We start from the raw sequence: 17,535 nt of genomic DNA, 5'->3' as shown, positions 1-17,535 counted from the left end.
ACCCTAATGCGCACATCACGGCGATCATACTCTATTAAGATAATATATCACGTTTTCCTTTACAAGGAAACCCCTTTCCCAGAAAAATTGAGAATTCTACCGCCCGTTTTATTGACATCAACCCCGCTTTCGTATATGATAAAAGTTACAGTATTTTGTCTCCGTAGCTCAGTCGGATAGAGCGTTCGCCTCCTAAGGTTGTGCTCTACCAGCTGCCTTACGGGGAAAAGTGATCGTTGCCAGTCTCAATTTAATATAAGTCTCTGTAGCTCAGCAGGATAGAGCGTTCGCCTCCTAAGCGAAAGGCCGTGGGTTCGAATCCCGCCAGGGACGCCAGCAAACACGCCGAAAACCTTTGATTTATCAGGGTTTTCGGCTTTTCTTATTTCTGCGGCTTTTGTGGCTTTTTTGCAAAAAACCTTGGTTTGCTAACATTTGCTAACGAGATTTGGCCTTTTGCTAAGAAAGGCGGTAAGTCAGAGGTTCGATTTTTACCAAAGGAACTTGCAAACATTTGTTAGCAGAAATTAGAGGAAGTTGCAAACAAAATCGCGAATTTGCTAACATCGCTCAAAAATGCTTTCAGAACCTTGCTAACAAAAAAAGTGTTTGGTCACTGTGCAAAGTGGTTCAAACGAAGAAAACCTCTCACAAAGTGAGAGGCGTTCTTCTGAGGGAGGGACTTTATAAAGCTTTTGCCAGCTGCTTGAGCAGTGCGGCAGTTTCGGGATTTTTAAGCAGTTCCAGTATCTTCGCTGCATCACTTTCATCACTTTCAGTGACGGCAGTATCCGCAGTTTTAGGCTCTGTATCTTCAACAGGGTCAGGAGTCTTGGATGAGTAAAATGCTTCCTCCAATCGCTGAGCGTTTATGCAGCGATCCTCGTCGATGATGTGAGAGTAGACATCTGCAACCATTTTTACCTGAGCATGACCAGAGTCGCCCTGGACGGATTTCATATCGCCACCATTGAGTTTCAGCTTGTAGGTGATACTGGAGTGACGGAGAGAATGGAATACAACATGAGGCAGTCCGTTTTCTTTGATAAGTTTATTGAAAGCACGGTTAATCACCTGGCTTTCCATCGGACGGCCATTGCTGGAGCAAAAGACCAGGTTATTGTCGATGTATTCATCTCCAAACAGATCCATCAGCTCATCAATTTCTTTTTTTCTCTCTACCAGCATATAGGCAACTGTTTTCGGCAGGTACACGCGGCGAATACTGGTTTTGGTTTTAGGCTCTTTCAGGACCAGAGCAGTATGGGTACTGGCTATGCAAGGTGGAAACTTCTTAATAACACCTTTGTCGCTCAAATCGTCCAATGCACCTCGTGTAACCCGTTGCAGCTCTTTGTTGACGAATATATAAGCTGAACCATTTTCTATGCTCTGTGGTGCAATATCAATGCAGTCCCAGGTAAGGCCCAGCATTTCACCAATGCGTAAAGAGCAGGAGAACGCCAGATTTAAGGCAAGGGAGAGGATAGGATCATCACAGACTTCCATAGCCTTGCTCAGCGTTTCGGCAGTCCATATATCCCGTTCTTTATGTTCTTCTTTGGGAAGTGTCGCATTCAGGACAGGGTTACGGCTGATTAGTTCCCAACGCACCGCCTGATTAAAGGCACTGCGAAGTAGCTTGTGAATTTCTCTTACTGTATGCGGGGTCAGATATTCGCTTGTGGGTTTGCGGTTGTTGACGCTTACCGTTTTCACAGAGAGCAGATCACGGTAATACTTATCCATCATCCTTGGAGTGATGTCGGATAGTAACATATCTCCGATAATAGGAGTTATGTAGTTTCTCGCCAGACCACGGCGGCTTTCATATGTTGACATTGCCCAGGTATTTACACCATAGATGGACATATATTCATCGAGCAGATCGTTCAGGGTCTTTGCCGTAGGAATAAAGAAGGTTCCAGAGTCCTGCTCATACTCAATTTGCTTTTTTCGTTTTTTTGCTTCTGCATTTGTGCTGAAGGTTTCCCAACGCTGTCTGCGTTTTCCGTTTTCATCTGTGTAATCATACACCACAGAATATTTGCTTTTACGCTTCACGATAGATGCCATTTTCATTGCTCCTTTCTGAGATTTTCACATAATGAGTTTGCTTTTGATACCAGGCTTCAAAACTGCTGGTAATGATACGAATTCTTCGATCAATCAAGGTCGTCTCAAAATAGCCCCTTTTAACAAGGTCATAAGCTGTGCCAGATTTCAGCCCCAAAAGATCCGCCATTTCCGGAACTGACATCGTAGTATGCCTCCATTTCTCTCCGGGCGGTGTACCATCCACTTTTTTATAGTGGAACTGGCCGGCATACCAATCTTCAAAGCTATCCAGCATAACTCTCATTCGTCCGGCCACTTGAATTGTTTTGAAATAGTTCTTTTTAACCAACCAGTAGGATTCTACTTTACCAAGCCCAAGCATTTTGCCCATCTCTGGTACAGACATACTGGTCTTTACTCTTTGTTTTTGCATGGCTTTTGCCTCCTCTATAAAGTTTTTCTTGCTATGGCCTCATTGTAAGAGAAAGCAGAAAAAAAGTTAAGGATGTCGATTTGGAGATCGGCATCCTTGACAAATCATTCATCTGCGTGATCCAGCCAGTCATCAAAGCTCTTTTTGGAAATGCGGATATGACCGCCGACTCTGACGCTGTGGAATACACCCTGTTTTACCAGATTATATGCTGTGGGACGACTGATACCCAGAATGTCCTGAATCTCATCGACCGTATAGGTTCTTTTGTCATAGCTGACAGGATTTTGTTCATTAAAGCGGTTCAATTCCGCAATTCTTGCTTCAAACATAAAAACGCCTCCTTTATCCGGTAAGTGGCCTTACGGAGCCTCCATTTCCTCCGGAATATGAATATCTAAACTAACTTGCAGAGCATCATCAATCGCTCTCATTTCTTCGCGAGATACGCGCCCAATGTACGATAAAACACGCCTTTTATCAATCGTTTTAATTTGCTCCAGCAGAACAACAGATTTCAGTCCAAGCTCTGGAACGCTCTCCAGTGCATAGTGTGTGGGCAGCTCCTTTTTCTTAATCCATTTACTGGTGAGTGGAGCTACGATCAAAGTGGGGCAGAAAAAATTCCCCACATTGTTTTGAAGAACCAGGACAGGACGGGTGCCGCCTTGCTCTGATCCAAAATAAGGGTTCAAATTGGCATAATATAAATCCCCACGCTTATAAATCCAATCTTCTTTCATGTTCATCCTCCTATGTTTTGAGATTTGATTATGTAAGAAGGAGGCTCTGCAAATTACAGAGTCTCCTTCAATTTAGCGCCTGTTTTATCCCTTACTTGTCCACGACACCCCAGGGATTTGGGTAATCATTAAGCCGCAGGTGGCTGGCCTGCTTCTCAGGAGTTTCACCTCCACTTCGTTTGGTCTTACCCATGGCCTGCGACGGTTATTATCACGCTCGGACTATGGCTGTAAGAGAGCTTTCCTCCTTGTTATGCCATGACCGGATGCCATCCGATGTATTCCAGCCTGATATATTTCTGATAAACCGAAAACTCATCTATACAGCAAAAATGGGTTGGCCTGTTATGCGAGTGGCAGCTCTCAGAAAATATACCGCTGATGTAGCGGCTATTACGCCCAAAGAGGATCAAACTTAATGATTCGTATATGAGGTTGTCAAGGTGCAAGTGAAAGGATTTCCCTCTCACTTGCTACTGCCACTTTTTTAGAAAATCGCAACCAACTTTTTTATTTTTTCTTCAATTTTTTTCAATCGCTTATCTGCGGCTTGCCGAGTAATACCATATCGTTGGGCTAAACAAGTTGCATTTGGTATTTTCATTTCATAATAGGACAATATAAAATCTCGTTCTGCTGGACTCAGTTTCAATAGAGCTTGGTGTAAATCCTCAAGAAGTAAATTCTGAATAGCTTGTTCCGCAGTATCAACAGATTCATCCACAAACAAATCTGTATCCTGATAACCTTCCTCTGTGCCGTCACGATCTCCCACATGAGAAGCCGGGAATATAGAGCGACTTTTCTCATGTTCCTGGAGATAGCGGCTGTGGCGGTCCTCCTGTTGGTATTTTTCAAAATCTTTGCGAGAACATTCCATGATAATGCGGTCATCTTCATCACGGAACATTTTGACTGTTTCAACAAAAAAGCGCCCAGTAAAGCAACCATTGCGGCGTGCCTTACTGAACGCTGAAAAACTGATTTCCTCCCATTCCTGTGGGCTGTTATTTTTCCAAATGAATACTCTCGTCATATCCTTTCCTCCGTTCAAATTCTTGGTAGTCAGCGAATTTGAACGGTGTCATGGATATTGTGCTATGTACGCCTCCCAGCGCATACCGGCCTCCTAATACCGGGCAAAGAAAAAGGCCGGAAGTGTTTTCACCTCCAGCCATGTTCCTGCCGCCATATTGCAGCAGGAATGAAAAAAGCCCGGTTAATGCCGGGCCTTATGTAGAAAAGTATTCAATTTAGCGCATTCCTGCCACTATAACAAGTATAGCAGGTCGGAAGTCGGAAGGGAGTAGGGATTAGGTCGGGGATTTGTCGGGATTTAGTCGGGATTTAGTCGGGGCAGCTCCTCCAGGACTTCTGGAATAGAATATCCAAACAAGCAAACAGAAAATAAATAGATGGCTTCTCGTTTTCGGTCATAAAAGACACTGCGCTCTATATTTAGTTCTTCCAGCAATTCTTTCTCTGTACTGTTGAACCGATAGATAAATTGCTTAGTCAAAATTTCATAGTAAAGTTCTCCTCGATCCGGATACCGTTTCAGACGAAGGAGTGCACGGTCAATAATATTGACTAGCATTTGATTTTGAACAAGGCAGCAAACTTTTTCTTCAAAGGCTTGCAGTTCAATATCTGGTGCAAAATTTTCAAGATAGCAGAGGCCAGACTCTATATCTTGTTCTCCCATAATCCAAGCAGTTTCTTGTAATTCTTCTGCCCGTTCACTCAGAACCCAGACTACATCACGGTAAATCTTTAGAATCAGCTTACTTCTATGAAACGCAGCGTCGCTGTTAAGCCCCAAAGCTGTTAGCCTGCTGTTACATTTTTGGATTGTTGTGCTTTCTTTTCTCATAGAACATCCCTCCTTGTTCGCAATATTGCGAACATATTAGGTACAAAATAGCATAGCAGAGGAGCGTGAGAGAGGGCAGTGCCTCTCTCTATTCCCCCATTTGGTTATATCAGGTTTCTGGATTTTAGACGAATCTGCATTGCTTGCTTGGAAACCTCAAAAATATTTGCCATTTCAGCAATGAGCTGTTCATCTGTCCGGCCTATTTTAAGCCGGTAAAAACATTTTTTGATCTGCGGTAAAGGCATCAGCAGAGCAGAAGCCAGAGTATCCGCCTGACGCTCAATTATGCCATGACTTTCGTCGGAAGAAACATTTCCGTTATAAGCAGCAACATCTCCAGTACCAGAGTACAACTTCTTATGTAGTACCCAATGAGCCAGCTCATGGGCACAGGTAAAACGGAGCCGCCCTAATTTTGACGGATCACAAAGCCGTTCATCAATTAAGATTGTACCGGCTCTTACTGCAATCATTCGATACTGTCTCTGTATCTGGTCATATAAGACAACAGCACCGTCATCGAAAATTGTTTCCCCTAATATCTTGGGGTTTTTTCTTAGTGTATGAAACTCCAGGATTAGATCAAACTTTGTCTCGATAATGGTTTCGATTGGCACAGGACATGGTTGCCCGGATAGCAGAGAGGGATCATATTCCATCAGGATTTTTCGCCCTACTGCCTCGATTGCTTCTGTACGGATTTGTGGAATTGACAAAGCTCTCCCCCCTATCGTTTACGCTCCTTTAGCATTTTCATAAATGTCTGCCATTCTTCATCGGTAGCATCTACTTCTTTTGCCACACGCAAGGCTGCCCGAACAATATCTTTTTCCATGATATAGTCTGGCAAATCAGCAGATACTGTATTGCGTGATTTTGCAGCCAGATCCAAAAGCAACTCATGTTCTGATTTATCCAAATTCAGAAAGGCAGAGATGCGTTCCACAAAATCTCCATTGGGTGCAGGACGGCGGCTTTGCTCAATATCACACAGATAACCGTAAGCAATATTCAAATGCTTGGCTGTATCGCGTAAATTGAATTTGTGCGCCTTGCGTTTCTCGGCTATAAATGATCCAAAAGTTATATTGCCCACAGCATTCACCTCTCATTTGTTCGACGAACTGCGAACATCTTGCTTATATTGTATATCGAACATCTGTTCACTTCAAGGATAAAAATTTCATTTGAAAAGAGGTGTTAAAAATCAATAACACCTCTTTTGCGCTATATAAATTCCTGAGCGATTTGCTGCATTTCCGTAATGCACTCTTTGGGAGAGAGAATTTTTATTTTCCCTTTGAATTTGAATATCCAGCCATAAAAAGTTCCACTGGGGTTCACTTCAATTTTGGCTGTGAAGTGTGTATCATCATACCTATCAACAGCAGCATCTTCTCCATAATGATCTATGATTACTCTCATCAATTCGTTTTCACATAGAAGGGTTACTTCCTTCGATGACTCCGATGTAAACATATCAACCATTTTATTTGTATAGGAGGCTACATCAAATCCCTCTATCGGCATAAAGTAAGTTTCCAGATTTTCTACACTTGTTAGCCGATCTACACGGAAGTGAGCAATTTTCTGATGCTTCAGAGAAAATCCAATCAAATAGTAATGGTCATTTTTCCATTCAAGCGCATAAGGATTTACGACATAATAATATCCATCATGCTTTAAGATTTTCTTTTTTTCTTGAGTATATTCATAGTATTGGAACCGAATTTGCTGATGGTTTCCAATCGCTGTTTGGATATTGTCAATGATGTAGTAAACCTTTTCATTATGCGGTTTGACACGGCTGGATAAAGCAGCAAATTTTTGAAGCTGCTTTGCCTGATGTAGACTGGTCAGACGGCATAATTTCTGCACCAGTTCCTCAGACTTCTTGGCAGAAATGATCTTCGAGGATGCTACTGCGTCTGTCAGCATTTTCAGTTCTGGATACTCAAACAGGCGGTTTCCCATAAAATATTGGTTTTGGGTACTCTTAACCACCACAATATCAATCCCCGCATCGATCAGCGCATTGGTATCTGCGTAAACAGTCTGCCGCACTGCCTGAATTCCTTTTCCATTCAGATGGGCAATGATGTCAGATACTGTGGCGGGATGGTTTTCATCGGTCCGCTCATAGAGAAACCGGAGTAATTCCAGTATCCGCATATTTGTTGAATTCTGCATACTTCACCTCCTCGATTCTTAAAATGGCCTATTTTGTATGGTGTCCAGCCCCAAAGACCAGAAGCAGGGCGACAGCACAGAGAAGCAGGCCGATCCAATTTCGATCTATAATCAGCTTGATCACCGCCACAAGCAGAAGTCCGCCTACCAGGAGCACAACGCCATTCATTCAGCGTCCTCCCGAAGCATAGTTTCCCATGTTGATGTCCAGCACCCCTCTGGGCGGCTGGATCAGGGCGTCCTCATACTGGCACTTCCACTGGATCTCCCGACACATCTGGCCATCCGCCACGCCGTCTATGGTTTCACCATCCCCAATGGGATTATCATGCTCCAGAATATAGGACGCAACATTATAGGCGTGGTTTACCACCCAGTTTGGGTCCATGTCGTGGAAGTGGTACTGGAGGTCGGGCAGAAACAGGGTACTCATGCCCACCGTGTCGATGAGCATATCCTCAGTGCCCTCAATGTTAAAGAAGCGGACATTGACCCCAAAGCGGATGAACCGATCCGGACCCTCAATCTGGTGGGAGCGTACATCCTCTGCCAGAAACAGCTTGCCGCAGTTCTGGAAATAGAATGCCTCACAGGTGGGGTACAGCTCCGCAAGAGCCTTCAAAAAGTCGGCATCCAGGTTGGCACGCTCCAACGCCGGAAGTGTCGCAGCCAGCATATCGGTGGCTACCACCTGATATTTGCACTCCCGGAAGATCCGCTCCCGGTCCTCCTGGCAGTCCCACATCTGGCTCATCAGGAAGGCATCAAAGCCTTTGCCCTTGAACTTGTCGCATTTCATCACCATCAGCTGCACCGGGCATTTTCCGTCCTTGAACTCTGCAATATGCTCCTGTGCGGCAAAACCGGCCATTTTCTTATCATAACAGAAGCACTCTGTTGATCCGATGTACTTCTCCATTATGGCAGTCATTTTTTCTTTATCCGGCATTTCTACCGGTTCTTTGAACAGCATCTGAATGAGATAGGGGCCTCCGGGCTGGGAGCCTTTTTTGTCATCCAGGTTTTGCTGGAACACTTTATTGCTCATACTTATTCCTCACTTTTCCTGATAGCATCTTCGATCTGTCTGCTGACGGTGTCCATATAAAGATACACCCCATCTCGATCACAGTGGTACAGGTTGGAATAGCTGGTACTCTCATTGGGGGAGATGGGGTTTGGTTCCACCACCTCGGTAGCTTCCAGCAGGCCGACACCCAGTTCCGCCGCGGCAGTGAGGGCCTTTTTCAGCACTGCAAACTGTCCATCGCGCCAAAGCCCCTCCAGATCCTCCAGCACCTTTGGCATCTGCTCCAGATCCCGGAGAAGCTGCACGACCTGCTTTGGAGACAGGTACACACCGGAGCAGTAATTTTCGATGATCTGATTTTCTGCCGGATTGGGAAAGGCGGTTGGTGCCACCTGTGCCCACGGCGTGAAATACCGGGCATATTCCGGCTTCTCCTCCAACAGGAAGGAAAAGCCGCTTCCCCGGGTGTAATAGTAATCGCGGAAAAATCCCTGGACCACCGCAATGTAAAAGCCGTGGCTTTTGTCAAACAGCTCGTTAGATTCCGTTTCAGCCCCAACGCGCAAGGTATTCAGATATTTTTCGGTATAGAAATCCTCCATTCCATGCTGCGCGGCAAGGGCCAGCACTTTTTCCTCCTGTCCCTGCTGTATCCAGGTTAAGGGAGTAAAATACCATTCCCGCATTTCCTCTGGTGAAATCGGGTGAAAACTCACATCGTATCCCACAAAAATCCTCCTTTCAATCCCACCAGAAGTACCAAACAGTGGACTGTCGCAGCACATCGGCCAGAGCGCCCACGGTGGCGTCCTCCGGCCCCTGGTCAATCACATCGGGGCAGAAGCCGTACAGCTCCACCGCCACATCTATGGCCTCTTTCTCGGAAACAGGAGCCGGGAGCAGGAACTCCAACTCGTCGTGGCTCATGGCAGCAGGCACCGCCCCATGCTGTTCAAACCAGTATTTCGCAACTGCCATTAACTCCGGCGTGTCAGGACACTCATTCCAGCCACCAAAGGGCAGGTAGGCGAATATCTCCCAAGGATTCTTCACGGGGATTTTAGCCAGAATGAGAGGATAGGTCATATTATTATCGGAATTCCAGTAGCTTGAAAAACGACGGTTATCATATCCGCCCTCCATCTCGCCCAGGATCTCCTCATCCCAGTCCATATCGTCATCCTCGGCTTCTTCCTTGCGCTGCCCAATCATTTCCTCCAGGACTGCCTTACTGTTCTCGACAGGGGCGGAGAGCATTTTCTTCCGGTATTCGGCAACTTTGTCCGGGTCGAAAGCAAAGTCGTCCTCGCCATCGCTGTCCGGGTTAGAATTCATAATCAGGCATTCCCACAGGATTTCGTCATCCGCCTTAATCAGAACCGGCACAAGGCCCTCTTTGACACTTTCCCGTTTGGCATAGTTATATGCCGACATGATGGGGTCATCATCCGTCATTGAGGGGAAATAGGTACATTCACAGTCCAGATATTCCATCATGGCTTCCGCAAGGTCTGAAGGCTCCAGAGTGGCCTCATCGAAACTCTGTCCCTGCCAGTTGGCGAACCGCTTTTCCATGACTTTTGCCATAGCCTGATAATAGTTTTCATCAAATGGGATGAACAGATAGGCTTCATCCTGGAACTTATCGGAATAATATTGCTCTGAACCGAAATACTCCAAAGCATAGTTATCAATGTCGCTGGGGAAGTACGGGCTATCCGCCTCGCCATAGTAATATCCAGCAAAGGCTGCGCCCTCCTTGTTGAACAGCGCCCCAAAGAGCTGTCCTTTCAGCTGGTCCCGGATAAAGCCACGCAGATCGGCGCGGCTCAGATCTGCCATAAACGGCTGCACCTGCTCCCAGTACCGCTCCATAAATTCCGCGCTCATCAGATCATGCTCTATGCACCAGCGCAGATAGATTGCCATGTGGTTGTAGGCATTGATCTCATTCACCGGCAAGCCCTTTTCCTGAATGGATTCCAGGTGCCATGCGGCATCGTCCATATCGCCGGTGAACTCCTCCTCTGCAAGCGTTCCTCTGGTGATGGCATTCTGGCGGGTGGGATTGACCACAAAACTGATGCCTGCCATCTTTTCAAGCAGGGCGTCCGCATCATGCTCCATCTTATACTCCATCTCATTATGATAGAGCGGGATCACCTGATAGAAGTTGACCTCCTCGCCGCTCGGCAAAGTGCAGACTTCGCCGCCTTCCTCCACGCCCTGGGGACCGGTCAGAATAGCGGCGGTGAGCTTCGTGTCCTCTGCAAACGGCGATTGCTTGTCCATTGTGTGGCCAAAGCCCAGCCAGGTATCGTTGGAAATGGGCAGGCGAGCCAACACTTTCAAGAGACCAATAGGCCAGTACCACCGCTCATCCTTCAGGGATTCCTCATCCAGTTTCCAATCCGGTGGCAGAGCGATGGCCAGCTCTGCTCGCTCCAGCTTGTATTCCGCCAGTTCCTCCGGCACATTCATCCGATGAGCACCCATGCCCATCGTTACCAGTGTGTAATAGTCCCGCTCATCAGAGGGTGGAACAACGCAGATGTCCACATGGATGTCAGGAGAAACCAGCTCATGGAACACATTCTCAAACTCACCAAAGGTGTTTTTGATGTGCTGCTCTATCGCAGACATCTCATCCTCCGAATAAACCTCTGGCTCACTGTTTTTTCTTGAGGACCAGAAGGCATCCGCCTTCGTACCGTCCGGGTTCAGGAAAATCTGAAAATACTGATCGTCTCCCGGCTGTTGATAGACAAGACCAATGCGGCGGGTCTGGTCCACAAACACACCTGTTAGAATGCCCTCTGGTTCTCCTTCAGGGGTGTGGGTCAGCCATTCACCGCTGTCCAGCCGTTCCTTGAGCTGCCGCAGCCAGTCGGTTCCCATCTTGGAGAGTCCAGCTTCATTCATACGGAAGGACAGCTCCACAAGATGTTCCTGCACTGGATATTGGAATTCACAGCAGGGGGAGTTTTTCTCATAGCTATACCGCTCTGGGTGGAACAGCTCATAAAATTCGGCAAGTCCTGCTTCGTCCACCCGAATGCAGGCTATGGCGCATTGTTTATCATCCGCATTCCCGTCCAGTCCCCGCTGGAGCGTTTGGTCAGCATCGGGATTGATCCAATGATATTCCATCTGTTCCAGGGTGGCTCCGGCTTTGATCTCTTTTTTTAAGGTCAGGAACTCATAATCTCCCGGTTCCAGTTTTAATCCTTGCTTGACGGCATCCAGCGCACCGGATTTATCGCCAAAATGCGCCCGCAGCTTGCCCAGATGGAGCCAGATCCAGGGGTAGTCCGGCTCCTCCAGAGCGCCCCGCTCCGCATATTCCAGTGCTTCTTCCAGCCTGCCGCAATACATCAACGCCACAGAATACCGGTAGTACCAGGTAGCGCAGCCCGTGGCGTTTTTCTCCGAATCCTTCATCCATTCCGCAGCGCGGTAGTAGTGGATGTAATCGTCCAGATTAAGGCAGGCAAAGGCATACCAGAGGGCAATCTGCAAATCCTGGTGAGCCTGTTTTTCGCTGAATCGTCCTTCTTCTACGCCACTTTTGATAAAATCCTCCAGCCAGCCGAGCATTTTCTCAAAGTAACCGGTGGTTCCTTCATCAAAGGATTCCAGTGTTTCAATATCCTCCGCCGAGAGCAGGGAGCCAGTTTCCTCATGAATATCAGGCTCCGGTTCTTTCTCGTCCAGCAGTGGCACACCACCCACATCCCGCCGGAATGCGTGGAAGTGAGCATAGGGCAAGTCGCTTCCCTCAAAGAATGCCTGTGCTGCTGTTAGTACAGCGGGCAGATCCCAGGCGATAAAATCCAGATACCCACAATACAGACCAGTGGCCCCACCCAGGAAGGTCACGGCTTCCTCTCCTGCATCCCGCAGGATGGCATCCCGCAGGTTATCCCGGAAATCCAGAATGACTTTCACTCGTTCCTCACCGGTAAAACCGGACAGCGGGTACAGGAGGAATCCAGCGGCAATGCCATCCTTGTGGTACTCATCCACCATATCACTGCGGGCAGTCAGGTAGTCGTTGATGAGCACCGGCAGGCGGCAGCTTCCAGTATAGACATCCAGCCGCCAGTCAGCCTCTGGGTCCTCCACCGGTTTCAGTTCATAGGCAAGGTAGCTGTTTTCCAGGTAGTCGCTGCCATCCCGCCAGAGAGAAAGTCCCATGCTTTGCAGCAACTCCGGCAGTTCAGAAAGCAGCTTGGCCGGTTCGTCTTTCGGCTGAGCATAAACATCAAACCCAGCAACAAAGGCGATAGCGGAAACTTCTCCGATGGTTTGATCTACCAGCATAGAGAGTGCCCACCAGACCTTGTCTGTGTCCTCTTTCAAGATCGGCGTCAGCTTTTCACAGTAAAGGACCAGACTTACCTGATGATCCTCTGTTTCCTCTGCCCACATCTGCACATCATCAGCCCGAACTTCGATCTCTCCAGCCCGCAGCTCGAACCCCTCACAGGGCTGGCGGCCTACCCAGATATTCCAATGCTCAAGCACCGATTCTGGGGCCTGCTTCTGGAAGTACACCAACGGGAACAGGCGGGAGCGAAGGCCCTCTGGACTGAGGATCAATTCATACTTTTCGCCATTGAAGCCCAGCTCAAAAGAAGTATCACGCAGGGCCGTTTTGAGCGCGTTCCCGCATTTTTCAACCAGTTCTTCGCCGCGCTGGTGCGTTTCGTCAGTTTCTATGATTTGACGCAGTTCTACCTCAATCTGAGAAAAGGCTGCCCATGCTTCCTGCGTCCTTTCACGGAAGTTCTTTTCAAAGCGGGGCAGGGACAAACGACGGCGGCAATCGTCTATGTACTCCTGGGTATCTTTGTCTCCGGGGCGGGCTTTCAGGGCCTTTTCAAAGTAACGCAGGGCGGGACCTTCCTCATCCAGAAAATAATAAGCGGAAGCGATCCGATAATTCCAGCAGTGATCTTCGGCAAAATGCTCCTCATGGGGAGCCAAAAGTTCCAGCGCCTTTTCAAAAGGCTCCCGTTCTCCTATATGTGCAACGGCAATATATGCCTTGGCCAGCTCACTGTCCAGTTCCGGGGTGCGATCCTCGGCAGGAATCGCTTCCAGGGTGTCGATTACCTTCTGCGCTTCATCCTGTTCAAACCATTGCTGGCATTGTTTCAATAAATCCATATCATAATCTCCTTTTCCATCTTCGGTAGGGATAGGTTTCACTAATAAGCAGAGCTTGTAATTTCAAAGCTAAAATTCATATCTGCATTTATGGTGACTTCTTCATTTGTGGCTGGTTGTATCACAAACTCAAATGTAGGTTCATAGTCCCCATCCTGCAAGGTTTCTCCACCCAAAATCTCGATATGATACCAGCCATTTGCAAGCTCAATCATCGGCTTCTTATGCACTCTATAGTAAGAAATCAGATCTTTCACCTTTTCAGGCGTAAACTGTTCCAATATTGGCCATGTAAAAAGCATCAGCATATTATGATCTACTTTGAGGGAATAGCCACTTTTTCTAAGCTGCAATCGGTTTCTTTCTTTGCACAGCTCCGGTCTATCACCAGAGAGATTGAACAATATGGTATAGGGATAGTTTTCAATACCGGCCATTGGGATTACAATTCCTTCGTCAAATACCCTGTCGCCGCTTTCGTTTGTGGTAAACTCCATCGCTAAATCATCTGAAAGATGATTTGCCTGCTTCCAGTCCTCCAGCAACAAAATGTCACCAAGGAGAAAATAATTAACAAGATCGTTTAATACTTCCGTAAACCTATATATCATCCATTATGCCTCCCTTACAATCCTGTCCGCTGCCAGCCGTTCAGCCGCTCCTGCACCGCGTCAATCATCCAACCCTCGCCCACGCGCTTCATGAGAAAGCGGCGGTCAAAGCTGGTATTTTTCTCTCTGGTGTAGATGTAGAGCTTGTTCTTGGTGATCTGCTCCGCGTCAAGGAATTCTTCCCCGTTGTAGGTGCCCTGGGCGCTGTATGAGAGGGCCAGAGGCCGATAGCCCAGACGGGGCTTTTCGCTCACATACTTCTCCCAGATCGCCAGCAGGCGGGGCACAGCCTCGGCATCTTCAAACCCAACCTGCTCCATGTACTGCTCCCATTCTGTCATTTCGGCAAAGAAAGCGGACAACACACTGCGGCATTCCGACGCTGCCTGCTCATCCAGCTGGACGGGCTTTTTGGCCTTTTCCCGCTGGAGCTGGGAGAAGTGTTCCATCTGCTCCTTGGTAAATTGCACATGGGCCACTGGCTTGATGTAGTTGTTGCCGGCGACAGCCAGCAGTCCATCATAAGTAACAGCAGTGTGGTCGATCCAGATATGAGAGAGCTTGGGGATGGAGGCTGCCTGGAGCAGACCGGCATCATCCAGCCCAGTGTGGTCAAGGGTCAGCAGGTCCAGCTTACAGCCTTGCAGGGCGGACAGGCCGCTGCCGTCGATCCCGGCGTTCCCGGTCAGCAGCAGGATGCGCAGCTTGGGCATGGCGGAAAAAACGGGGAAACAGGCGTCGGTGAGGGTGCCGTTTTCCACGCCGAAGTTGACCATGCTTTTATGCCCGGCAAAGGGGGCCAGCAGTTCATCCGTCACCGGATACCCTTTCACATGGAAGCCCACCAGGGTGTAACCGGCCAACCGCTCCATGATCTCTGCGGTCAGCTTCGGAATATCAAATTTCTTTTCTCCATCTAAAGTTAGGACACCGTTTTCCCAATCCGCTGTTCGTGTCCGTTTTGGCCATTCCATAGTTTACCTCCTTACTCTTGCGCTCTATCTATTACCATTCTCCACCCGGATGTCTGCACCCGGATAACAGGACGGAAAAAGTCATAGTTATTGTGAATCTTGTTATCTTCCCGAACCTCCGGTTTACAGTGAGGGGAACAGGGTAAATATCCAAGCAAAGGACCCATGCCACCGCAGACATTGCAGCCACCGTCACCGCCGCAGGTGGTCAATGTTTTCCCGTCTACCAACTCTCGCTTATAGGGGTCGTAGGCAATAGACAGGCCAAATAAGTTAGCCTGCTCCATGTCGTATGGCTTGCCCTGATCTTCCTCGCTTTCAAAGTGGTGCAGATGCATGGAGTAATCCAGTCCATCTCCCCAGGGGAACAGGGTGCGGCATCCGCCTCCGCACAGATAGGCCCACTCATCCGGCGTGGGAAGGCTGGCTGCCAGCTCCCACAACAGGGACAGCTGAAACTCTGGGTAGGTCATTGGATGGCACAGCCACGCTCGCCAGTCATCGCCATTGCGTTCAAAGCGAACAGTTTCATGTATCTCAAAACTCTGGCTGTTCTGACCCGCCCACCTCTGCAAGTTCTCCAGCCACTCAGGGTGGGCGGTGATGCGAGGGTCGTTCATAGGTACGCTTTCCCAGCCGATCTCCTCCAGTTTTCTGCCTACGAACATGGGGCCGATGGTCACCTGGCGTACTGGGGTCATGCCCTGCCGGAGAAATTCCTCCACAGAGCCCTCATATTCGATTTCCGCAAAAATATCCGCCAGTTCCTCTTGGTTGGCCTTGTCCATCCCTTGGACAAAGCTCTCCCAGCCAAGAATCACGGTATCACCTGGGATAAAGACAAACTCCCGGCCATCTTTTTCAAACAGGCCGGTGGTGCAGCTTTGTCCCCAGCGGGAAAAGGCGTATAGTTCTTTGAATGTCAAATTATAACGAGTCGCCAGCGTCTGCATCAGCCAGAGCTTATCTGACAGTTTTAATGTATCAAATTGTGGGCGAAATAAATTCTCGTTCATAACAAGACCTCTTTCAATTTGCTCCGGCAGACTGTGATTCCTTTTCCACAAGGCGAACCGCCTCCGTCAACAGCTTGGGAAGCTGATTTGTTTCTGTCGTTTCATACTGCTGGACTGGATTCGCCCAATCGAAGTTATGAATGACAGAAATGATGTATCTGTCCTGATACCAGCCCATATCCAGCAGAAAGCAGTTCGGATATTCCACTTGCAGCATATCTTCTTTTCGCGTGGCATCCAGAAAAATGACCTTTCCAGTGTCAAAATCTATCTTTGACCAGACTTGCACGGCAAAATTCCTCCTCACGATTCTCCGAAATGCTCCAGGTACAACTTCCGCACGGAATAGGGACCAACAAGGGTCGTTTCCTTTCGGCCATCCCAAGAATACACATGAATTTCGCCTTCATCCCCAATGTACCGCTGTTCCTCAAAGGGTGCGGGAAAGGGGAAGCTTTCTACGATGCTCCAATCAATCTTGGGCTTCAGCCCATCAAACTCCTCGCGCTTGAGCCTTTTGAAATTGAACACCAAGGCCGCTCCAATTCCATCGAAAAGCAAATCTGCGTATTCTCTGGGGGTAATATTCTCGCTCACATTGGCAGCTTTGATGTCCACATTCAGAACCTTGTCACCGCAGTTTGTCCATATTTTATTGGGAGAGAACCAGGTAGTCCGATCTTTGCCGCCTGCAAAGTCCTCGCGGAAATAGCTTCTGTTGGCGCTGTCCATCTCGACACCTTCCCGAAGCGGCCCATTGTACGGGGAAAGCGGATAATATCGGTGTTTTGCTGGGTCAAACTGGCCAAACGCAATGTCTAACAGATACTCATGCTTCTCACTACGCATAAGCTTGTGTGGCTTCACAATGTTTTCTTCGATGAAACTCCAAATGTACTCATCCACATGAATAGATACACGAGGGCGACTGAATAATGTGATTTTGTAGTGATCCTCTCTGTCCATTCTCTCCGTATTGAACCAAATACGATGAATTTTAACCATAGTTATCCCCTCGCATGATTTCTGCCAACGACACTTCTGTTTTCGCCTAAAAAAGCAGTTCACCGAAAAACAGCCTGAGAGTCACGGCAGATAATGTTTCAAGCTGTGGCTTGCTGAGAGGAGTGTAGTGAAGGACAATTTCTCCATACAACTCCGTGTTGATGTGGTGTTCTTCCAGATACCGCAGAACCTTTCGGTTGTTCCGCACGATATTTAGACGAAACCTGGTATTATCAAGGGCATATTCAAAACAGTCCGGGTCAATCAATTGACAATTGGCTGGATCATTCATTTCCAAGCGGAGTGCTTCCGCGCCGGTCTTGCGGGAGAGTGTAAAGTAACCATCCTCCAGTTCAAAGAACAGGCAGGACAGTCCTTCATCATTGTCCAGCTCCCAAGTCATTCTTTTTGCAAATAATTCCATACT

The 17,535-nt window shown here is 47.9% G+C and carries 18 protein-coding genes and 1 tRNA gene; 1 reads left to right on the top strand and 18 read right to left on the bottom strand.

Annotated elements, in window-relative coordinates; translation table 11 throughout:
* The first annotated feature begins 259 nt into the window (after positions 1-259).
* Positions 260-336 (top strand) — tRNA-Arg (locus tag H8711_RS05565).
* A gap of 348 nt (positions 337-684) precedes the next feature.
* On the opposite strand, the gene H8711_RS05560 is transcribed toward H8711_RS05565, so the two are convergent.
* The 18 genes from H8711_RS05560 to H8711_RS05475 all read right to left on the bottom strand — a co-directional run bounded on the left by H8711_RS05560 (position 685) and on the right by H8711_RS05475 (position 17,532).
* Positions 685-2,076, bottom strand: a complete 1,392-nt coding sequence (locus H8711_RS05560) for a tyrosine-type recombinase/integrase (protein ID WP_007862346.1) — start codon at positions 2,074-2,076, stop codon at positions 685-687.
* Positions 2,054-2,491 carry a helix-turn-helix domain-containing protein gene (locus tag H8711_RS05555; protein ID WP_002569113.1) on the bottom strand — a complete coding sequence of 146 codons (438 nt, stop codon included), beginning with the start codon at positions 2,489-2,491 and terminating at the stop codon, positions 2,054-2,056. The genes H8711_RS05560 and H8711_RS05555 overlap by 23 nt, the downstream gene beginning before the upstream one ends.
* Before the next feature lie 104 nt (positions 2,492-2,595).
* Complete coding sequence (locus H8711_RS05550) at positions 2,596-2,823, bottom strand: helix-turn-helix domain-containing protein (protein ID WP_002569114.1); 228 nt, start codon at positions 2,821-2,823, stop codon at positions 2,596-2,598.
* A gap of 30 nt (positions 2,824-2,853) precedes the next feature.
* On the bottom strand, positions 2,854-3,234 hold the full coding sequence (locus tag H8711_RS05545) for a type II toxin-antitoxin system PemK/MazF family toxin (protein WP_002569115.1): 381 nt from the start codon (positions 3,232-3,234) through the stop codon (positions 2,854-2,856).
* Positions 3,235-3,721: 487 nt separating this feature from the next.
* Positions 3,722-4,270 carry a sigma-70 family RNA polymerase sigma factor gene (locus H8711_RS05540; protein WP_006059623.1) on the bottom strand — a complete coding sequence of 183 codons (549 nt, stop codon included), beginning with the start codon at positions 4,268-4,270 and terminating at the stop codon, positions 3,722-3,724.
* Between the two features lie 300 nt (positions 4,271-4,570).
* Positions 4,571-5,107 (bottom strand): hypothetical protein, encoded by a 537-nt coding sequence (locus tag H8711_RS05535; RefSeq protein ID WP_002592913.1) that lies wholly within the window; start codon positions 5,105-5,107, stop codon positions 4,571-4,573.
* Between the two features lie 104 nt (positions 5,108-5,211).
* Positions 5,212-5,769 (bottom strand): ImmA/IrrE family metallo-endopeptidase, encoded by a 558-nt coding sequence (locus H8711_RS05530; RefSeq protein ID WP_006059621.1) that lies wholly within the window; start codon positions 5,767-5,769, stop codon positions 5,212-5,214.
* A gap of 68 nt (positions 5,770-5,837) precedes the next feature.
* The gene (locus tag H8711_RS05525; protein WP_002569119.1) at positions 5,838-6,206 is read right to left on the bottom strand and encodes a helix-turn-helix domain-containing protein; all 369 of its coding nucleotides are present in this window, start codon (positions 6,204-6,206) and stop codon (positions 5,838-5,840) included.
* A gap of 131 nt (positions 6,207-6,337) precedes the next feature.
* Complete coding sequence (locus H8711_RS05520) at positions 6,338-7,300, bottom strand: helix-turn-helix transcriptional regulator (RefSeq protein ID WP_006773000.1); 963 nt, start codon at positions 7,298-7,300, stop codon at positions 6,338-6,340.
* 169 nt (positions 7,301-7,469) lie between these two features.
* Entirely contained in the window at positions 7,470-8,348 is an 879-nt protein-coding gene (locus tag H8711_RS05515; RefSeq protein WP_249282478.1) for a DUF4261 domain-containing protein, read from the bottom strand.
* Between the two features lie 2 nt (positions 8,349-8,350).
* The gene (locus H8711_RS05510; RefSeq protein ID WP_118515342.1) at positions 8,351-9,058 is read right to left on the bottom strand and encodes a hypothetical protein; all 708 of its coding nucleotides are present in this window, start codon (positions 9,056-9,058) and stop codon (positions 8,351-8,353) included.
* 13 nt (positions 9,059-9,071) lie between these two features.
* Positions 9,072-13,502 carry a suppressor of fused domain protein gene (locus tag H8711_RS05505; RefSeq protein ID WP_249282477.1) on the bottom strand — a complete coding sequence of 1,477 codons (4,431 nt, stop codon included), beginning with the start codon at positions 13,500-13,502 and terminating at the stop codon, positions 9,072-9,074.
* A gap of 41 nt (positions 13,503-13,543) precedes the next feature.
* A complete protein-coding gene (locus H8711_RS05500) occupies positions 13,544-14,113 on the bottom strand; it encodes a hypothetical protein (RefSeq protein WP_097777486.1) in 570 nt (189 codons plus the stop codon).
* Positions 14,114-14,127: 14 nt separating this feature from the next.
* Positions 14,128-15,087 carry an NTF2 fold immunity protein gene (locus tag H8711_RS05495; protein ID WP_097777485.1) on the bottom strand — a complete coding sequence of 320 codons (960 nt, stop codon included), beginning with the start codon at positions 15,085-15,087 and terminating at the stop codon, positions 14,128-14,130.
* Between the two features lie 11 nt (positions 15,088-15,098).
* Positions 15,099-16,103, bottom strand: a complete 1,005-nt coding sequence (locus tag H8711_RS05490) for a hypothetical protein (protein WP_117472365.1) — start codon at positions 16,101-16,103, stop codon at positions 15,099-15,101.
* Between the two features lie 13 nt (positions 16,104-16,116).
* The gene (locus H8711_RS05485; protein WP_227898881.1) at positions 16,117-16,392 is read right to left on the bottom strand and encodes a hypothetical protein; all 276 of its coding nucleotides are present in this window, start codon (positions 16,390-16,392) and stop codon (positions 16,117-16,119) included.
* A gap of 14 nt (positions 16,393-16,406) precedes the next feature.
* A complete protein-coding gene (locus H8711_RS05480) occupies positions 16,407-17,108 on the bottom strand; it encodes a hypothetical protein (protein WP_117472363.1) in 702 nt (233 codons plus the stop codon).
* Between the two features lie 46 nt (positions 17,109-17,154).
* Positions 17,155-17,532 carry a hypothetical protein gene (locus H8711_RS05475; protein ID WP_249282476.1) on the bottom strand — a complete coding sequence of 126 codons (378 nt, stop codon included), beginning with the start codon at positions 17,530-17,532 and terminating at the stop codon, positions 17,155-17,157.
* Positions 17,533-17,535: the final 3 nt, after the last annotated feature.

Origin of the sequence: Ligaoa zhengdingensis, from assembly GCF_014384885.1 — a bacterium.
In the GTDB taxonomy this organism is placed as follows: domain Bacteria; phylum Bacillota; class Clostridia; order Oscillospirales; family Ruminococcaceae; genus Ligaoa; species Ligaoa zhengdingensis.
This window is presented reverse-complemented; position numbering and strand designations above follow the sequence as displayed.